Source organism: Actinosynnema sp. ALI-1.44 (genome assembly GCF_001984155.1).
Taxonomy (GTDB): domain Bacteria; phylum Actinomycetota; class Actinomycetes; order Mycobacteriales; family Pseudonocardiaceae; genus Kibdelosporangium.
The window spans coordinates 217,695-239,154 of the sequence record NZ_MTQO01000042.1 but is presented as its reverse complement, the minus strand read 5'-3'; the positions used below and the strand labels follow the sequence as shown (position 1 = coordinate 239,154).

At 68.3% G+C, this 21,460-nt stretch carries 1 protein-coding gene; it reads left to right on the top strand.

Translation table 11 applies throughout. The features are described from left to right. Nucleotides 1-34 precede the first annotated feature (34 nt). Complete coding sequence (locus ALI144C_RS57520) at nucleotides 35-21,457, top strand: type I polyketide synthase (protein ID WP_237774184.1); 21,423 nt, start codon at nucleotides 35-37, stop codon at nucleotides 21,455-21,457. The last annotated feature ends 3 nt before the right edge of the window (nucleotides 21,458-21,460 follow it).

The window sequence follows — 21,460 nt, the reverse complement described above, 5'->3', positions numbered from 1 at the left end:
GCCATGACTCCCACGCACAGGCAAGGCACGCACCATGAATGAAGACAAGCTCCGGGACTACCTCAAATGGGTCACCGCGGACTTGGCCGAGACGCGACAGCGCCTGCGTGAGCTGGAGTCGAGCCAGCAGGAGCCGATCGCGATCGTCTCGATGAGCTGCCGTTTCCCCGGTGGGGTCAGCTCGCCGGAGGAGCTGTGGCGGCTGGTGGCCGACGGCACAGACGCCGTGACGGACTTCCCCGATGACCGAGGGTGGGACGTGGAGTCGCTCTACGACCCCGACCCCGAGCGCACCGGGACGACCTACACCCGCGAAGGCGGGTTCGTGCGCGACGCCACCCAGTTCGACCCCGCGCTGTTCGGCATCAGCCCGCGTGAGGCGCTGGCGATGGACCCGCAGCAGCGGCTGGTGCTGGAAACCGCGTGGGAGCTGTTCGAACGGGCCGAACTGGACCCGTTGTCGCTCAAGGGCACGCCCGCGAGCGTGTTCATCGGCGCCACCGACTCCGGTTACGCCTCGGACACCGCTCAGCTGCCCGCGGAACTCGAGGGCCTGCTGATGACGGGCGGGCTCAGCGCCGTGTTGTCGGGCCGCGTCTCGTACACGTTCGGGCTGGAAGGCCCGGCCGTCAGCATCGACACGGCGTGCTCGTCGTCCTTGGTCGCGCTGCACCTCGCGGCTCGTTCGCTGCGTGCGGGCGAGTCGTCGATGGCCATCGCGGGTGGCGTGTCGATCATGGCGTCACCCGCGGTGTTCGTGGAGTTCAGCAGGCAGGGCGGGCTCGCCGCCGACGGCCGGTGCCGCTCGTTCGCCGCCACCGCCGACGGCACCGGCTGGGCCGAAGGCGTCGGGCTCGTGCTGCTGGAACGGCTGTCGGACGCACGCCGCAAGGGCCACCAGGTGCTCGCCGTGCTGCGCGGTTCGGCGATCAACCAGGACGGTGCGTCCAACGGCCTCACCGCCCCGAACGGGCCCGCGCAGCAGCGCGTCATCCGGCAGGCACTCGCCGACGCCCGGCTGACCGCCGACCAGGTCGACGCCGTCGAAGCGCACGGCACCGGAACCGTGCTCGGCGACCCGATCGAGGCGCAGGCGCTGCTGGCGACCTACGGGCAGAACCGCGCCGGTGGGCGGCCGCTGCACCTCGGGTCGATCAAGTCGAACTTCGGGCACGCCCAGGCCGCCGCGGGCGTGGCGAGCGTGATCAAGACTGTGATGTCGATCCGGCACGGCATCCTGCCCAAGACCCTGCACGTCGAGGACGCCACGCCGCACGTCGACTGGTCCGAGGGCCAGGTCAGCCTGCTCACCGAACCGGTCCCGTGGCCGGAGACCGGGCGGCCCCGCCGGGGCGCCGTGTCGTCGTTCGGCGTGAGCGGCACCAACGCGCACGCGATCATCGAGCAGGACGTCCCCGAGGAGACACCGGAAGCCGAGCAGGCCACGCGGGCGCTGCCGCTGGTGCCGGTGGTCGTCTCGGGCCGTGGCCCCGGTGCGGTGCGTGACCAGGCGGCGAAACTGGTGCGTCACATCGGCCCTGGCACGCCACTGGCCGACTTCGCGTACTCGCTGGCCACTACCCGGGCCGCGCTGGACCACCGTGCCGTCGTGGTCGCCGCCGACCTCGCTGAGCTGAAAGCGGGCCTCACCGCGCTCGCCGAGGACACCGGCACCGTGCCGCGGGACACCGTTCCCGCCGAACCACGGCTGGCACTGCTGTTCACCGGTCAGGGCAGCCAGCGCGCGGGAATGGGCCGCGCACTCCACGCGGTCTTCCCGGTGTTCGCGGCGGCCTTCGACGAGGCGTGCGGACTGCTGGGGCTCGACCCGGCGGTGATCTTCGACGACGCCGCGGACCTCGACCCGACCGGCATCGCGCAGCCCGCGTTGTTCGCACTGGAAGTCGCGTTGTTCCGCCTGGTGGAGAACTGGGGCGTGCGGCCGGACTTCGTCGCGGGCCACTCGCTCGGCGAGATCTCGGCCGCGCACGTGGCCGGAGTGCTGTCCCTGGAAGACGCCTGCGCGTTGGTCACGGCCCGGGGGCGGCTCATGCAGGCGCTGCCCGCGGGCGGCGCGATGGTGGCGGTGCGGGCCAGCGAGCAGGACGTGCTGGCGATCATCGGCGACAACACCGACCTGGTCGCGATCGCGTCGATCAACGGCCCGGAATCCGTGGTCGTCTCCGGTGCCGAGGACGCGGTACTCGCTGTCGAGGCGGAGCTGTCGGGACGCGGTGTGCGGACCCGGCGACTGCGGGTCAGCCACGCCTTCCACTCGCCGCTGATGGACCCGATGCTGGCGGAATTCCGTGCCGTGGTGGAGAAGCTGACCTTCCACGCGCCGACGCTGCCGGTCGTGTCGAACGTGACCGGTGCCGTGGCCTCCGCGCAGCAGCTCCGCGACCCCGAGTACTGGGTGAACCACGTCCGGCAGCCGGTCCGGTTCGCCGACAGCGTCCGTGCGCTGGAAGACGAGGGCGTGACGACGTTCCTCGAACTCGGCCCGGACGGCGCGTTGTCCGGCATGGGGCAGGAATGCCTGGCGACGCCCGAACGCGCCGCGTTCGTCCCCGTGCTGCGCAAGGACAAGAGCGAAGACCGGGCGCTCATCGAGGCGATCGGCCGCGTGCACCTGCGTGGCACAGCCGTGGACTGGCGGGAGTTCTTCGCCGGTACCGGTGTGCGCCGGATGCCGTTGCCCACCTACGCCTTCCAGCGCCAGCGGTTCTGGCTCGAAAGCTCGCTCGCCCCCGCCGACGCCACCGGGCTCGGTCTCGGCTCCGCGGGCCACCCGCTGATCGGCGCCACCATCGCCATGCCGGAAGGATTCCTCTTCACCGCACGGCTTTCCGTGCAGTCCACCGCCTGGCTCGCCGACCACGTCGTACTCGACCGGACCGTGGTGCCCGGCACCGCGCTGGTCGAACTCGCCATCCGCGCGGGGGACCAGGCCGGCTGCGGCGTCGTCGAGGAACTGCTCCTGGAAACCCCGCTCGTCCTGCCCGAGGACGGCGCCGTCCAGTTGCGGGTCACGCTCGCCGAACCGGACGACGCGGGCCTGCGCACGGTGAACGTCTACTCCCGCGCCGAGGACGCGCCCGCCGAAGCCGACTGGGTCCGGCACGCCACCGGCCTGCTCTCGGCGGCGCGACGACCCGACGGAGCCGACCTCTCGGCATGGCCACCGGCCGGTGCGGACGTCCTCGACCTCGAAGGGCTCTACGACGGGTTCAGCAACAACGGCGTCGAGTACGGGCCGACGTTCCGTGGCCTGCGGCGCGCGTGGCGACGCGGCGACGAGGTTTTCGCCGAGGTGTCGCTGCCGCCGGAGGCCGCCGAGCAAGCGGCCGAGTTCGGCCTGCACCCGGCCGTCCTGGACGCCGCGCTGCACTCGGTCGGACTCGGCGGGTTCGTCGAGGACATCGGCCAGCCGTGGCTCCCGTTCGCCTGGAACGGCGTCTCGCTGCACGCCACAGGCGCGTCCTCGCTGCGGATCCGGGCCGTCTCGGTCGGCCACGACGCGATGGCGTTGGACATCGCCGACGCGACCGGCGAACCGGTCGCCACGATCACGTCCCTGGCCATGCGTCCCGTGTCGACCGAACAACTCGCCGGTGGCGGCGGCTCGTTCCACGAGTCGCTGTTCCGAGTGGACTGGACCCAGCTGCGGCTGCCGGACCCGATCGGGACGTGCGACGCCGTCGGCGACCTCGCCGCCGCTTTCCGGCGCGCCGGCGCCGACGTCCGGGAACTGGCCTCGGTGAACGACGCCGAATCCGGGCTCGTCGCCGTCTGGTGCCCGGGGATCGACCGCACCGGCTCGTCCGTGCCGGAGCTGGCCCACGCCGCCGCCGTCGACACCCTCGAACTGGTCCGCGACTGGCTGGCCGCCGAGCAGTACGACGACGCGCGGCTGCTTGTGATGACCCGCGGTGCCGTCGCCGCCCTGCCAGGCGAGATCGTCGACCTGCCCATTGCCACAGCCTGGGGCCTGCTGCGCTCCGCCCAGTCGGAGAACCCCGGACGGCTCGTGCTCGCCGACGTCGACGGGTCCGACGCCGCCTACCGGGCCCTGCTCGGTGCCCTCGCCACCGACGAACCGCAGCTGGCCGTCCGGGGGCAGGCGGTGTACGCGCCGCGACTGGGCCGCGTCGCGCCCAAGGACGCCCTGCAACCGCCGACCGGCGACCAGGCGTGGCATCTCGACATCGCAGCCAAGGGAACCCTCGAAAACCTGCGCCTGACCGGGTTCCCGGAGGCAGACGCCCCACTCGTGGACGGTGAGGTGCGGGTGTCGGTCCGCGCCGCGGGCCTGAACTTCCGTGACGTGCTCAACGCGCTCGGCATGTACCCGGGCGCGTCTGCCGCGCCCGGCCTCGAAGGCGCGGGCGTCGTGCTGGAGGTCGGTCCCGGTGTCACCGGCCTGAAGGTGGGCGACCGGGTCATGGGCCTGCTGCCCAGCGGGTTCGGGCCGCTGGTCGTGACCGATCAGCGGGTGCTCGTCACGATCCCCGACGGGTGGTCGTTCGCCCAGGCCGCCGCCACCTCGATCGCCTTCCTCACCGCCTACTTCGGCATGTTCGACCTCGGCGGGCTGTCGGCGGGCGAGTCCGTGCTCATCCACTCCGCCGCGGGCGGGGTCGGCATGGCCGCCGTGCAACTGGCCCAGCACCGAGGCGCCGAGGTGTTCGCCACCGCGAGCCCGGCCAAGCAGGACACGGTGCGGGCCTGCGGCGTCACGCACATCGCGTCGTCGCGTGACCTGGAGTTCGAGCAGCAGTTCCGCAGCGCGACCGGCGGTCGCGGTGTCGACGTCGTGCTGGACTCGTTGGCACGGGAGTTCGTCGACGCCACGCTGCGGCTCATGCCGCGCGGCGGGCGGTTCATCGAGATGGGCAAGACCGACGTCCGCGACCCCGCCGAAGTCGCCGACGCCCACCCCGGCGTCTGGTACCGCAACTTCGACATCATCGAGGCCGGACCGGACCGGCTGGGCGAGATCCTCACCGAACTGCGTGAGCTGTTCGCGACCGGCGTGCTGCGGCCGTTGCCCGTGACCGCGTGGGACATCCGGGAAGCTCCTGACGCGTTCCGGCAGCTCAGCCAGGCCCGCCAGATCGGCAAGGTCGCGTTGACCATGCCGCGCGCACTGGACCCGGACGGCACTGTGCTCGTCACCGGCGCCAGCGGTGTCCTCGCCGGGCACGTCGCACGGCACCTGGTCACCACCCACGGCGTGCGGCGACTGCTGCTCACCAGCCGCCGGGGTGCCGCACCGGAGCTCACCGCCGAACTGACCGCACTCGGCGCGACCGTCGATGTCGTGGCGTGCGACGTCGCCGACCGCGACGCGGTGTCCGCCATGCTGGCGGGGATTCCGTCCGCGCACCCGCTGACCGGCGTCGTGCACGCGGCGGGCGTGCTCGACGACGGCGTGCTCGGGTCGATGACCCCGCAGCGGGTCGAGGCCGTGCTGCGTCCCAAGGTCGACGCGGCCTGGCACCTGCACGAGCTGACCCGTGACCTCGACCTGGCGATGTTCGTGCTGTTCTCGTCCATCGCGGCCACGTTCGGCGCGGGTGGCCAGTCGAACTACGCGGCGGCCAACACGTTCCTCGACGCGCTCGCCGTGCACCGCAGCCGGGCCGGGCTGCCCGTCACCACGGTCGCGTGGGGCATGTGGGCCGAGGCCAGCGGCATGACCGGTGACCTCGCCGATGCCGACAAGGCACGCATCTCCCGCGCCGGTGTCCGTGACATCGGCACCGCCGAGGGTCTCGCCCTGCTCGACACCGCATCCGGCCTGCCGGACTCGTTCCTGGTCGCCATGCACGTCGGGGACGACGACGGACCCGCCACCGGGGACGTCCCGCCGCTGCTGCGCGGGCTCGTGCGCACCACCGGACGCCGGGTCGTCGACACCGCCGCGGAATCGGCCACCGGCATCCGGCAGCGACTGGTGGGCCTGTCCGCGGCCGAGCAGGACCAGGTGCTGCTCGAGCTGATCCGGACCAACATCGCCATGGTGCTGGGCTACTCCGGCACCGACGGCATCGACGACGGCCGCGCCTTCAAGGACCTGGGCTTCGACTCCCTGACCGCCGTGGAGATGCGCAACCGCATGATCACCGCGACCGGTCTGCGGCTGCCCCCGACCCTCGTCTTCGACTACCCGACGCCGGTCGCGCTCACCGAACTCCTGCGCGCGGAACTGCTCGACGAGCACCAGGAAACCACCGCCCCCGTCGCGGTCACGGTGAGCGGCGCCGACGAACCCATCGCGATCATCGGCATGGCCTGCCGTTACCCCGGCGGGATCGACAACCCCGACGACCTGTGGCGCCTGGTGACCACCGGCGGCGACGCGATCTCCGGTTTCCCCCAGGACCGCGGCTGGGACCTGGGCTCGCTCTACGACGCCGACCCCGACCGCCCCGGCACGACCTACACCCGCGAAGGCGGTTTCCTACCGGAGGTCGCGGACTTCGACCCGGAGTTCTTCGGCATCTCGCCCCGCGAGGCGATCGCCACCGACCCGCAGCAACGACTGCTGCTGGAGGTCGCATGGGAGGCGTTCGAACGGGCAGGGATCGACGTGTCGGCCGCGCGCGGCAGCCGGACCGGCGTGTTCGCCGGAGTCAGCTACCACGACTACGGCACCCAGATGAACGGGATGCTCGACGAGGTCGGCGGCTACCTGGTCACCGGCAACTCCAACAGCGTCGCATCGGGTCGTGTTTCCTACACGTTCGGGTTCGAGGGTCCTGCGGTGACGGTGGATACGGCGTGTTCGTCGTCGTTGGTGGCGTTGCATTGGGCGGTCCAGTCTCTGCGTAGTGGTGAGTGCACCATGGCGCTGGCCGGAGGCGTTGCGGTGATGGCGACCCCGGACACGTTCATCGACTTCAGCCGTCAGCGCGGGCTGTCCGCCGACGGCCGCTGCAAGCCGTTCGCGGCCGCGGCGGACGGCACCGGCTGGTCGGAGGGCGTGGGCATGCTGCTGGTGGAGCGGTTGTCGGATGCTCAGCGGTTGGGGCATCGGGTTTTGGCGGTGGTGCGGGGTTCGGCGATCAATCAAGATGGTGCGTCGAATGGTTTGACGGCGCCGAATGGTCCGTCGCAGCAGCGGGTGATTCGGCAGGCGTTGGTGAACGCGGGTGTGTCGGCGTCTGAAGTGGACGTCGTGGAGGCGCACGGAACCGGCACTACCTTGGGTGATCCGATCGAGGCGCAGGCTTTGTTGGCGACCTACGGCCGGGATCGTACTGAGCCGTTGTGGTTGGGTTCGATCAAGTCGAATATCGGTCATACGCAGGCGGCTGCTGGTGTTGCTGGTGTGATCAAGATGGTGCAGGCGATGCGGCATGGTGTGTTGCCGCAGACGTTGCATGTCGATGAGCCGACGCCGCATGTGGACTGGGCTGAAGGCAGTGTCGAACTGCTGACCGGTGCGCGGGTCTGGGAGTCGGGTCGTCCGCGTCGGGCGGGTGTGTCGTCGTTCGGGTTCAGCGGGACCAACGCGCACGTGATCCTGGAGCAGGCGCCGGAGGTGTCGTCGGCGGCGGTTGCTGAACCGGTTGTTGCCGGTGTGGTGCCGTGGGTGTTGTCGGGCAAGAGCCCGGAGGCCGTGCTGTCGCAGGCTCTACGGCTGCGGTCGTTTGTGGAGGACCGCCCCGAGTTGTCCGCAGTGGATGTGGCCTATTCGCTAGCAACTTCCCGTGCGGCCATGGATCAGAGGGCCGCTGTTGTAGGCCCTACGCGTGACGAGCTTCTGTTCGGCTTGGCCTCCATGGACGTGGTTGGTGGTTCTGGTCGGGTTGGTGTGGTGTTCACGGGTCAGGGTGCGCAGTGGGCTGGGATGGCCGCTGGGTTGTATGGCCGGTTTGTGGTGTTCACGGAGGCTGTGAACGAGATCTGCGCGCTGATGGGGCTTGAGTCTTCTGTGGTGACTGATCCGGATGCGGTGGTCGATCCGACCGGGGTCGCGCAGCGGGTGTTGTTCATGATCGAAGTGGCTCTGTGGCGGCAGTTGCAGGCTTGGGGTCTGCGGGCGGACGTGATCGCCGGGCACTCGGTCGGTGAGATCGCCGCTGCTCACGTTGCCGGAGTGCTGTCTCTCGAAGACGCGTGTGTGTTGGTTTCCGCGCGGGCTCGGTTGTTGCAGGCGTTGCCTGAGGGTGGCGCGATGGTCGCTGTCGCTGCCAGTGAGGACACTGTTACTCCGCTGTTGGTGGAGGGTGTGTCGATCGCGGCGATCAACGGCCCGGCCTCGGTGGTGCTTTCCGGTGTCGAGGCCGCAGTGGATCAGGTTGCCGGTCTTCTGGTGGAGCGGGGTGTGAAGACTCGCAGGTTGCGGGTGAGTCATGCGTTCCATTCGGCGTTGATGGAGCCGATGTTGGCGGACTTCGCTGATGCGATTTCGGGTATCGATTTTGGGATACCGTGTCTCGCTGGGGTTTCCACGGTGACCGGTGCGGTGGTCACGGATGAGTGGAGTGATCCGGGTTATTGGGTGCGTCAGGTTCGTGAGCCGGTGCGGTTTGCTGATGCTGTCAAGACTCTTGACACTGGCGTGGTTCTGGAGGTCGGGCCGGACGCGGTGTTGTCGGCGATGGGACCGGACAACGTCTCCGACGACGTGGTCTTCATCCCGACCCTGCGCCGGGGCCGTGACACCGAAACTGACCTGGTCCACGCGTTGGCGCGGCTGCACTCCCACGGGGCGTCGGTGGATTGGGAGGCGTTCTTCGCACCGTACCGCCCGGCTCGGGTCGAGCTGCCGACCTACGCGTTCCAGCGGCAGCGGTACTGGCCGTCCGTGTCGCGATCGCGCGGTGACGTGGCCACTGCGGGATTGGGCGCGGTCGAGCACCCGCTGTTGGGCGCGGTCACAGTCTCGGCCGACTCGGACCGTGTGACGCTCTCGGGCCGCATTTCTTTGCGGGAGCAGCCGTGGCTTGGTGATCACGTGGTCGCCGGGATGGTTCTGTTGCCGGGTACAGCGTTTGTCGAAATGGCTGTGCGGGCTGGTGACGAGGTCGGGTGTGACCTGATCGAGGAACTGACCTTGCAGGCCCCGCTTGTCCTGCCGGACGCCGGTGCGATGCACCTCCAGGTCGCCATCGGCGAACCCGACCAGGCTGGGCGGCGCGGCATCGATATCTATTCCCGCCCTGCGGACACCGTCCAGCCAGAGTGGACCCACCACGCCACCGGCACCCTCACCACCGGCACCGCCGGAGTGGGGGACGGCCTGACGGACTGGCCACCGACCGGGGCCGAGCAGGTTTCCGTGGACGGGTTCTACGACGGCGTTGCCGAGCACGGTCTGGCGTACGGGCCGTTGTTCCAGGGGCTGCGGGCGGCATGGCGACGAGGCGACGACCTCTTCGCGGAGGTCGCCATCGAGGATTCCCTGAGCAGTGAAGCGCGTGCGTTCGGGATTCACCCCGCGTTGTTCGACGCCGCCCTGCACCCGCTTCTGCTGAAGGAAGACGAAGCGAACGAGGAAGGTCCGTTGCTGCCCTTCTCGTGGAGCGGCGTTGTGCTCAAGGCCAGCGGTGCGTCCAGTCTGCGGGTGCATGCCCGCGCTGACGGCGCCTTGCTGCTGGCTGACAGCACAGGTGTGGAACTGGCCACAGTGGACTCCCTGCTGTCGAGGACGCTCGCTCCCGGCCAGCTCCGCCACCGCGCCCCGCAGTCCCTCTACACCCTGACGTGGACTCCTGTCTCTGCCGCAGCTGGTCGAGATGGTGCTGCCACGCTGCTGCGTGCCTCTGACGCGGGGTCGGTACGTGACCGCACAGTGTGGATGCTGGGCGAATTGCAGGAGTGGCTGCGCTCCGGCGAGGGCGTGCTGGTGGTGGCGACCACTGGGTCGGTTGCCGCAGTGGACGGCGACCAGGTTGACGACCTCGCGGGCTCGGGCGTGTGGGGTCTGGTGCGGTCGGCGCAGTCCGAGCACCCAGGCCGGTTCGTCCTGCTCGACACCGACACTCCTGAGGCGCTCGACACACTCGACCTCGCCGGGATCGTGGCCATTGATGAGCCTCAGCTCGTGCTGCGCGGTGGTGTTCCGTACGCGGCTCGCCTGACCCCTGCTTCCCCGGCTGCTGATGGTGGTTGGGGTGAGGGTTCAGTCCTGGTCACGGGCGCATCGGGTGCCCTGGGTGGCGTGGTGGTGCGCCACTTGGTTGAGCAGGGCGTGCCGGGCCTGCTGCTGGTCAGCCGTCGGGGTGGCGACGCCCCTGGCATGGCTGAGCTGGTCCAGTGGGCCAGTGACCGTGGTGTGCAGGTGACTGTCGCGGCCGCGGATTTGGCTGACCGCGAGCAGGTCGAGATGGTCCTGGGGGTGGCGCCTGCCGGTCTGCCGGTGACCTCGGTGGTGCACGCCGCCGGTGTGCTGAACGACGGGATCGTGGAATCCCTCACCCCGCAGCAGGTCGATGAGGTGCTTGCGCCGAAGGTCGACGCGGCGTGGAACCTGCATGAGGCCACTCTGGGCCTGGAGTTGTCGCGGTTCGTGCTGTTCTCGTCGGCCGCGGGCGTGTTCGGCAACGCCGGGCAGGGCAACTACGCGGCGGCGAACACCTTCCTGGACGCACTCGCCGCGCACCGGGTCGCGCGAGGCCTGCCGGGAACCTCCCTGGCCTGGGGTCTGTGGCAGCGCGGCATGGGCGACACGCTCAGCGAAGGTGACTTGCGGCGTCTCGCTCGCACCGGACGCGCCCTGACGGACGAGGAGGGCATGGCCCTCTTCGACGCCACCAGTGCCGACGGGCTGTGGGTTCCGGCGCATGTCGACCTGGCCGCCGGAGCCGCCGAAGTTCCCGCGTTGCTGCGGGGTTTGGTGCGTCGGCCTGTCCGCCGGACCAGTCGTGCCCGTCAAGCGGACACCGAGCTCGCCACCCGGCTGAGCAGGGTGGGTTCCGCCGAGGCACACGCTCTGCTGCTGGAGCTGGTGTGCGCGGAAACCGCCACGGTGCTGGGCTTCGCACGGGCCGGGCAGGTGGATCCGGCGCGCTCGTTCGGCGAGATCGGTTTCGACTCGTTGACCGCGGTGGACCTGCGCAACCGGTTGAGTGCCGCGACCGGCGTCCGGCTGCCCGCGACGCTGATCTTCGACTACCCCAATCCCGATGTGCTGACGAGTTTCCTCGAGCGTGAGCTGGTCGGAGCCGAGGAGCGCACCGAGGCCCCGGTCCGTGTCAAGGCGAGCGCCGACGAGCCGATCGCGATCATCGGCATGGCGTGCCAGTACCCGGGCGGCGTCACCTCGCCGCAGGAACTCTGGCAGCTTCTGGCGGAAGGACGGGACGCGATCTCGCTGTTCCCGGACAACCGCGGCTGGGACCTCGAAGCGCTCTACGACGCCGACCCCGACCACCTGGGCACGTCCTACACCCGTGAGGGCGGATTCCTCCACAGCGCGGACGAGTTCGACTCCGAGTTCTTCGGGATCTCCCCCCGCGAGGCAACCGCGATGGACCCGCAGCAGCGGCTCCTGCTGGAGTCCACCTGGGAGGCCTTCGAACGGGCCGGAATCGACCCGAAGTCGGTCCGCGGCAGCCGGACCGGCGTGTTCGCCGGCGTGATGTACCACGACTTCAGCCAGGTCGTCACCCAGGCGAAGGACTCATCCGAGGGCTTCGTCGGCTCCGGGTCCGCGGGCAGCATCCTGTCGGGCCGGGTCGCCTACACGTTCGGCCTGGAAGGCCCGGCCGTCACGGTGGACACGGCGTGTTCGTCCTCGCTGGTGGCCCTCCACCTTGCTGCGCAGGCTTTGCGCAACGGCGAGTGCACCATGGCCTTGGCCGGTGGTGTGACGGTGATGGCCACTCCGAACACGTTCGTCGAGTTCAGCCGTCAGCGCGGCCTGGCCGCCGACGGCCGCTGCAAGTCCTTCGCGGGCGCCGCGGACGGGACAGGGTGGGGCGAGGGCGTCGGCATGCTCCTGGTGGAGCGCCTCTCCGACGCACGGCGACTGGGCCACCCGATCCTCGCGGTTGTCCGGGGTTCCGCGGTCAACCAGGACGGCGCGTCCAGCACGCTCACAGCGCCGAACGGTCCTTCCCAGCAGCGGGTGATCCGCCAGGCCCTGGCGAACGCCGGTGTTGTCGCGTCCGATGTGGACGTGGTGGAGGCGCATGGTACTGGCACGACGCTGGGTGACCCGATCGAGGCACAGGCCTTGCTGGCGACGTACGGCCAGGATCGCGACGGGGATCCGTTGTGGCTGGGGTCGATCAAGTCCAACATCGGGCACACCCAGGCGGCCGCTGGTGTTGCCGGTGTGATCAAGATGGTGCAGGCGATGCGGCACGGTGTGTTGCCCCGAACGCTGCACGTGGATGAGCCGACACCACACGTCGACTGGGCCGAGGGCAACGTCGAACTGCTGACCGAGTCGCGTGTTTGGGAGCCTTCGGGTCGTCCGCGCCGGGCTGCTGTGTCGTCGTTCGGGATCAGTGGCACGAACGCACACGTGATTCTGGAACAGGCTCCCGGCAGTCGCGCGGTGGCTGAGCGGAAGCCGGTTGCCGCTGGTGTGGTGCCGTGGGTCCTGTCGGGTAGGACGCCGGAAGCGGTGGCGGCACAGGCACTGCGTTTGAAGTCCTTCGTCGGCGATCGACCTGAGCTGTCCGCTGTGGACGTTTCGTACTCGCTGCTGACTTCTCGTGCGTCCCTGGAACAGCGTGCCGCTGTGGTGGGTTCTGCGCGGGACGAGCTTCTGGCTGGGCTGGACTCCGTCGATGCGGTCAGGGGTTCCGGCCAGGTTGGTGTGGTGTTCACGGGCCAGGGTGCGCAGTGGGCTGGGATGGCTGCTGGGTTGTATGGCCGTTTCCCGGTGTTCACCGAAACCGTGGACGAGATCTGTGTCCTGATGGGTCTTGACCCGTCGGTGGTGACTGATCCGGAGGCGGTGGTTGATCCGACTGGGGTCGCACAGCGGGTGTTGTTCGTGGTTGAGGTGGCTTTGTGGCGGCAGTTGCAGGCGTGGGGCCTGAAGGCTGAGGTTGTCGCGGGGCACTCAGTCGGTGAGATTGCTGCCGCCCATGTCGCTGGGGTGTTGTCGCTTGAGGACGCGTGTGTTCTGGTGTCTGCGCGTGCTCGGTTGATGCAGGCGTTGCCTGAAGGTGGCGCGATGGTATCCGTTGCCGCCAGCGAGGAGACCGTTACCCCGTTGTTGGTGGATGGTGTGTCGATCGCTGCGGTCAACGGGCCGTCCTCGGTGGTGCTCTCTGGCCCTGAAGCATCGGTCACCGCAGTGGCGGACGCTTTGGCTGCGGGAGGTGTGAAGACTCGCCGGTTGCGGGTGAGTCATGCGTTCCATTCGGCGTTGATGGAGCCGATGTTGGCGGACTTCGCTGTCGCGATCTCAGATATCGAATTTGGAACACCGAGTCTCAGCGGGGTTTCGACTGTGACCGGTGCTGTGGTCACTGACGAGTGGGGTAACCCCGAGTACTGGGTACGTCAGGTTCGCGAGCCTGTCCGGTTCGCGGATGCCATCGCGACTCTTGCGGCGGATGTGGGCACAGTTTTGGAGATCGGGCCGGATGCGGTGTTGTCGGCGATGGGGCCGGACAACGTTTCCGGCGACGTGGCCTTCATTCCGTCCTTGCGTCGTGGCCGTGACACCGAAACCGAGCTTGTGCAGGCGTTGGCTCGTCTGCACACCCACGGGGTGACTGTGGATTGGGAGGCGTTCTTCGCGCCTTACAAGCCGTCTCGGGTTGAGTTGCCGACGTATGCGTTCCAGCGGCAGCGGTTCTGGCCTATCGCTGGGCGATCTCGTGGTGATGTGGCGACCGCGGGACTGGGTGCGGTTGAGCATCCGTTGTTGGGTGCGGTGATGGCGTCGGCGGACTCGGACCGTGTGGTGCTGTCCGGTCGGATCTCGTTGCGCGAACAGGCATGGCTTGCTGATCACTTGGTGGCCGGAGTCGTGCTGCTGCCCGGAACCGCGTTCGTTGAAATGGCGGTGCGGGCGGGTGATGAGGTCGGGTGTGACCTGGTCGAGGAACTGACTTTGCAGACCCCGCTTGTTGTGCCTGATGCCGGTGCGGTGCATGTGCAGGTCGTCGTTGGAGAACCAGACGAGACCGGTCGTCGTGGCGTCGACATGTATTCTCGGCCTGAGGACAGTGTTCAGCAGGAATGGACGCACCATGCGACTGGCACGCTGGCCAGTGGTGCTGGTGTTGGGGAAGGGCTGGTGGAGTGGCCGCCTGCCGGTGCCGAGTCGGTGTCGCTGGATGGTTTCTACGAGGGCCTTGCTGTGGGTGGGTTGGCGTATGGGCCGGTGTTTCAGGGTGTTCGGGCGGTGTGGCGTCGTGGTGGGGATGTGTTCGCCGAGATCGCGCTTGAGGATTCCAGTGATGTGGAGGGTTTCGGGGTTCATCCGGCTTTGTTGGATGCTGCGTTGCATTCGTTGGTGGTGCGGTCTTCCGATGGCGTTGAGGGGCCTTCGTTGCCGTTTGTGTGGTCGGGTGTTGCCGTTCACGCGATTGGCTCGACTCATGCTCGGGTACGCCTGAGCGCCGACGGGTCGATCGCCCTGGCAGATTCCACGGGTGCCCCGATCGTCACGGTGGATTCGTTGGTCACGCGTGCGCTTGATGCTGCGTCCTTGCAGGCGCGTGTGGATTCTTTGTTTGCGGTGTCGTGGTCGCCGGTGTCTGTGGTGGCTGGGGATGTCGGTGGCACGTTGTTGCGTGCGATTGGTGATTCTGATGTGCGGGTTCGTACGGTGTGGGCTCTGGGAGAGTTGCAGGAGTGGTTGCGTTCTGGTGAGGGTGTTCTGGTGGTGGCGACCTCAGGTTCGGTCGCAGCATTGGACGGTGACCAGATCGTTGATCTGGCTGGGTCTGCCGTGTGGGGTTTGGTGCGGTCGGCGCAGTCGGAGCACCCGGGCCGGTTCGTTCTGGTGGACACCGACACCCCTGCGGATCTGGACAGTCTCGATCTCGCTGAGGTCGTGGCCACTGGCGAGCCGCAGCTTGTTTTGCGTGGTGGTGTTCTGTATTCAGCTCGCCTGAATTCTGTATCCGCGAGCGCGGGCGGTGGGTGGGGTGAGGGTTCTGTTCTGGTGACGGGTGCGTCCGGTGCCTTGGGCAGTGTGGTGGTCCGGCACTTGGTGGAGCAGGGCGTGCCCGGTTTGGTGTTGGTCAGTCGTCGTGGTGGTGATGCCCCTGGCATGGCTGAGTTGGTTCAGTGGGCCAGTGACCGTGGTGTGCAGGTGGTGGTGGCTGCGGCGGATGTGGCTGATCGTGCGCAGGTCGAGATGGTCCTCGGGCTGGCGCCTGTGGGTCTGCCGGTGACCTCGGTGGTTCATGCGGCTGGTGTGCTGGACGACGGGATGCTGGAGTCCCTTACTGCTGAGCAGGTCGGCAAGGTCTTCGGGCCGAAGGTTGATGCGGCGTGGAATCTGCATGAGGCCACCCTGGGCCTGGGGTTGTCGCGGTTTGTGTTGTTCTCATCGGCCGCGGGTGTGTTCGGCAATGCTGGGCAGGCGAACTACGCGGCGGCGAACTCGTACTTGGATGCTCTCGCCGCCTATCGGATCGGGCGGGGCCTGCCTGCGGCGTCGTTGGCGTGGGGTCTGTGGCAGCGCGGCATGGGCGACACACTCGACGAGAGCGACCGGCGTCGTCTCGCTCGTACAGGACGTGCGTTGTCAGACGAAGAAGGCATGGCGCTCTTCGAGCTGACCAGCGCTGGCGGGGTGTGGGTGCCGACCCACCTTGACCTCGCCGGGTTCGCGGCCGGAGACGTGGAGGTTCCCGCATTGCTGCGGGGGTTGGTGCGTCGGCCGGTCCGGCGGACCAGCGCCCGTCAGGTCGACACCGAGCTTGCCGCCCGTTTGTCCGGTTTGGACGATGTTGCGGCGCATGCACTTTTGTTGGACATCGTGTGTGCCGAGACAGCGACCGTGCTGGGGTTCGCGCGGGCGAGTCAGGTGGATCCGGCGCGGTCGTTCGGCGAGATCGGTTTCGACTCGTTGACTGCGGTGGAGTTGCGTAACCGGTTGAGTGCTGTGACGGGAGTGTCACTGCCCGCGACCTTGGTGTTCGACTACCCCAATCCTGAGGCGCTGGCCGGTTTGCTGGTTGAAAAGCTGGTGGTGGGTAGGGGTGGTCTGGGGTTGGTTGTGGGGGCGGAGTCCGCGACTGTAGGGGAGCCGATCGCGATTGTGGGGATGGCCTGCCGGTATCCGGGTGGCGTCGGTTCGCCTGAGGAGTTGTGGTCTGTGTTGTGTGGCGGGGGTGATGTTGTGTCGTTGTTCCCCACGGATCGTGGGTGGGATGTCGAGGGCTTGTATCACCCGGATCCTGATCACCCTGGGACGTCGTATGCCCGTGAGGGTGGTTTCCTGCACAACGCTGCGGAGTTCGACGCTGGGTTCTTCGGTTTGTCCCCGCGTGAGGCGGTTGCGACCGATCCGCAGCAGCGGTTGTTGCTGGAGACGTCGTGGGAGGCTTTTGAAAGCGCTGGGATCGACCCGGGGTCGGTTCGGGGTAGCAAGACTGGGGTGTTCGCCGGGGTGATGCACTACGACTATGCCTCGGTGGTCGGTAACGCGATCGACGGCGAAGGATTCGTAGGCACTGGCGCGACGGGCAGCGTCTTGTCCGGCCGTGTGTCCTACACCTTCGGGTTCGAGGGTCCTGCGGTGACGGTGGACACTGCGTGTTCGTCGTCGCTGGTGTCCCTGCACCTGGCTGCACAGGCCCTGCGCACGGGTGAATGCACCATGGCCCTGGCTGGTGGTGTGACCGTGATGGCGACCCCGGGGGTGTTCATCGGGTTCAGTCGTCAGCGTGGCCTGGCTGCTGATGGTCGTTGCAAGCCCTTCGCAGCCGCGGCGGACGGCACGGGCTGGTCGGAGGGTGTGGGCATGCTCTTGCTGGAGCGCCTCTCCGACGCGAAGCGGAACGGACATCCGGTCCTTGCGGTTGTCGCGGGTTCGGCGGTCAACCAGGACGGTGCGTCCAGCAGTCTGACCGCTCCGAACGGCCCCTCCCAGCAGCGCGTGATCCGTCAGGCCTTGGCGAATGCCGGTGTGGCCGCGTCTGAAGTCGATGTTGTGGAGGCTCACGGCACTGGTACCACGTTGGGTGATCCGATTGAGGCGCAGGCGTTGTTGGCGACGTATGGCCAGGAGCGCGGCGGTGACCCGTTGTGGTTGGGGTCGGTCAAGTCGAATCTTGGTCATACTCAGGCTGCGGCTGGTGTTGCTGGTGTGATCAAGATGGTGCAGGCGATGCGGCATGGTGTGCTTCCTCAGACGTTGCATGTCGATGAGCCGACGCCGCACGTTGACTGGTCTGAGGGCAATGTCGAGCTGTTGACCGAGTCGCGTGTTTGGGACACCAACGGTCGGCCACGTCGGGCTGGCGTGTCGTCCTTCGGGATCAGTGGCACGAACGCCCACGTCATCCTGGAGCAGGCTCCGGATACGCCTGTGGTGCCGGTGCCGGTGCCGGTTGCCGCTGGTGTGGTGCCGTGGATTCTGTCGGGCAAGACCCCTGAGGCGGTTCGGGCGCAGGCTCTGCGGTTGCGGTCGTTTGTGGAGGACCGCCCTGAGTTGTCCTCGGTGGATGTGGCCTACTCGCTAGCGACTTGTCGTTCGGCCATGGATCTGCGGGCTGCTGTTGTAGGCCCTACGCGTGAGGAGCTTGTGGCGGGTCTTGCGAGTGTGGATGTGGTTGGTGGGTCTGGTCGGGTTGGTGTGGTGTTCACGGGTCAGGGCGCTCAGTGGGCGGGCATGGCCGCAGGTCTCTACGGCCAGTTCCCGGTGTTCACCCGGACTGTGGACGAGATCTGCGCTCTGATGGGCCTCGAGCCGTCGGTGGTGACCGACCCGGATGCCGTGGTGGACCCGACCGGGACTGCGCAGCGGGTGCTGTTCATGATCGAGGTCGCGTTGTGGCGGCAGTTGCAGGCTTGGGGTGTGAAGGCTGAGGTGGTTGCGGGGCATTCGGTGGGTGAGATCTCGGCTGCTCATGTGGCCGGGGTGTTGTCGCTTGAGGACGCTTGTGTTCTGGTCTCGGCCAGGGCGAAGTTGATGCAGGCCTTGCCTGAGGGTGGCGCGATGGTGTCCGTTGCCGCCAGCGAGGACATCGTGACTCCGCTTCTGATCGAGGGTGTCTCGATTGCTGCGGTGAACGGTCCGGCCTCGGTCGTGCTGTCCGGTCCTGAGATCGCAGTCGATCAAGTTGCTGCGGTTCTGGCGGAGGAGGGCGTGAAGACTCGCAAGTTGCGGGTGAGTCATGCGTTCCATTCGGCGTTGATGGAGCCGATGTTGGCGGACTTCGCTGACGCGATTTCGGGTGTCGAGTTCGGGATACCGAGTCTCGCTGGGGTTTCTACAGTGACCGGTGCGGTGGTCACAAGTGAGTGGAGTGACCCGGGCTACTGGGTGCGTCAGGTTCGTGAGCCGGTTCGGTTCGCGGATGCGGTATCGGCTCTGACTGCCGATGTGGTTCTGGAGATCGGCCCGGATGCGGTGTTGTCGGCGATGGGGCCGGACAGCGTCTCCGACGACGTCGTCTTCATTCCGACTTTGCGGCGCAATCGCGACACGGAGATCGACCTGGTCCAGGCGTTGGCGCGGCTGCACACCCACGGCGTGACCGTCGACTGGGAGGCGTTCTTCGCCCCCTACAAGCCGAACAGGGTCGACCTGCCCACCTACGCCTTCCAACGACAGCACTACTGGCCTGCCCCTGGCAGTTCCAGTGGCGATGCGTCCGGGCTGGGGCTCGGGGCGGTGGAGCATCCGTTGCTGGGTGCGGCCGTCTCGATTCCCGAGACCGGCGGGGTGCTGCTGACCGGCCGTGTGTCGGTGGACTTGGCGCCGTGGCTGGCGGATCACCGCGTCGCCGGGCATGTGCTGGTGCCGGGGACGGCGCTCGTGGAGATGGCCGTGCGGGCAGGCGGCGAAGTCGGCTGCCCGGCCTTGGAAGAGCTCACTCTTCAGGCGCCGTTGGTGTTGCCGGAGTCCGGGGCGGTGCAGGTGCAGGTCTGGGTGGACGGCCCGGATGAGCAAGAGCGGCGCCCGGTACGGATCTACTCCCGGTCCCAGCAGGCTGACGACCCCACGGTTGCGTGGACGCTGAACGCTTCGGGGACCCTCACCGCCGCCACATCCGTTACCCGACAGGCACTGCTCGTGTGGCCGCCGTCAGGGGCGAAGCCGGTCGACCTCGGTGACTTCTACGAGCGCACGGCGGACGCGGGCCTGGAGTACGGGCCGGTGTTCCAGGGCTTGCGGGCGGCGTGGGAACACGGCGAAGACCTCTACGCCGAAGTCGCCCTCCCCGAGAACACCGACGTCTCCGGCTACGACATGCACCCGGCGCTGCTCGACGCGGCCTTGCACAGCATCGCGCTGGGCTCCTTCGCAGCGGAAACCGGAAAACCCAACCTTCCCTTCGCGTGGAACGGCGTGTCCCTGCACGGGACGGGCACACGGGCCCTGCGGGTGAAGGTGTCGGCGGTTGGGAGCGGAGCCGGGCTCGAGATCACCGATGACACCGGGCTTCCCGTCGCGTCCGTGGACTCGCTCGTGGTCCGTCCGCTCGCTGCGGCGCACCTGGAGGCGAGTGACCCGGTCTTCGAGCCGGTGTGGCAGCGCGTGTCCGGAGAGGACAGTGCACCGGCGAGCGCATGGGCGCTGGTGGGCGACCATGACGAAGCGATGGTCGCCGGGCTTGCCGAGGCTGGAATCAGCCTGGACGGCGTCGCCTCCGAAATCGTGGTGCTGCCCTTGCTGTCCGAGCGTGACAGCGATGTGCCCGCTGCCGTGCGCGCCGCTGTCGGTGAAGTGCTCCGGTTCACGCAGGACTGGCTCGCTGACGAAACGAACGCGGACAGCAGGCTGGTCGTGGTGACCAGGGGCGCGGTCGCGACCCGTGCCGACGAGGGCATCCGCGACCTGGCCGGTGCCGCGGCGCTCGGTCTGCTGCGTTCGGCGCAGTCCGAGAACCCCGGCCGGATCCTGCTCGTCGATGGGGACGATGTCTCCTGGCAGACCTTGCCTGGCGTCGTGACGCTGGAGGAGAACCAGATTGCTCTTCGCGGCGGCGAATCGTACGCGCTCCGGTTGGGCAAGGCAGCGGCGCCGACCGAGGAACCCCGCACCTGGGATCCCGCGGGCACGGTGTTGCTGACCGGTGCTTCCGGTGTGCTCGGCGGCGTTTTCGCCCGGCACCTGGTGGCCGATCGGGGCGTCCGGCGGTTGCTGCTGGTCAGCCGTCGCGGCATCGCGGCGCCGGAGATGGAGCCGCTGGTCAAGGAGTTGGAATCGCTCGGTGCCGAGGTGACAGTGGCGGCGTGTGACGTGGCCGACCGAAATGCGCTGGCCTCTGTGCTGGCCGCTGTGGATCCCGCGCACCCAGTGACCGCGGTCGTGCACACAGCCGGTGTGCTGGACGACGGCGTCCTGGGTTCCCTGACGCCGGAGCGGCTCGACACCGTGCTGCGGCCGAAGGTGGACGCGGCGTGGAACCTGCACGAGCTCACCTCGGGTCTCACGCACTTCGTGCTGTTCTCGTCCGCCGCCGGGCTCATGGGCGGTGCCGGGCAAGCCAACTACGCGGCGGCGAACACGTTCCTGGACGCACTGGCGCACCAGCGCCGCGCAGCGGGGCTGCCCGCGACGTCACTCGCCTGGGGACTGTGGGCCGAGAGCGGCACGCTGACCGCGCACCTCGACAACAAGGACGTCCGCAGGATGTCGCGGTCGGGCGTCGAGGCGCTGACCAACGCACAGGGCACGCGACTGTTCGACATCGCCACCGACGCGGACACGGCTGTGGCGGTCCCGGTCGCACTCGACCTGCGGCAGCTGCGGCAACTCGCCGACGACGGTGTGCTGCCGCCGCTGCTGCGTGGTCTGGTCCGTACGGTCGCACGCAGGCCGCAACTCACGGAAAGCTTGCTGCACAAGCTGCGGGTCACGCCCGAAGCCGAGCGCGTCGACGTCACCCTCGCGGCCGTGTGCACACAGGTGGCTGTCACGTTGGGCTTCAACGGCCCGGAGGCGATCGACCGGGCCAAGAGCTTCACCGAACTCGGTTTCGACTCGCTCACCGCGGTCGAACTGCGCAACCGGCTCAACGAGTCCACTGGTCTCCGTCTCCCGGCGACACTCGTCTTCGACTACCCGACGCCGAGTGCGCTCGCCACCTGGATCGCCGGTGAGCTGGTGCCGTCGGACGGCGTGGACGAGGCCGAGACGACCGTCCGCGAGCTGCTGGCGAACATCCCGATGAAGCGGCTGCGTGAAGCGGGACTGTTCGACGTGCTGCTCGGGATGGCCGGTGGCACCGGCAACGAGTCCGTTGTGGACTTCGATGTGACCGATTCGATTGACGGCATGGACACCGACGCCTTGATCCAGCTGGCGCTTGAAGACGCCGGGGCACGAGACGCGAACTGGGAAGTGTGAGAG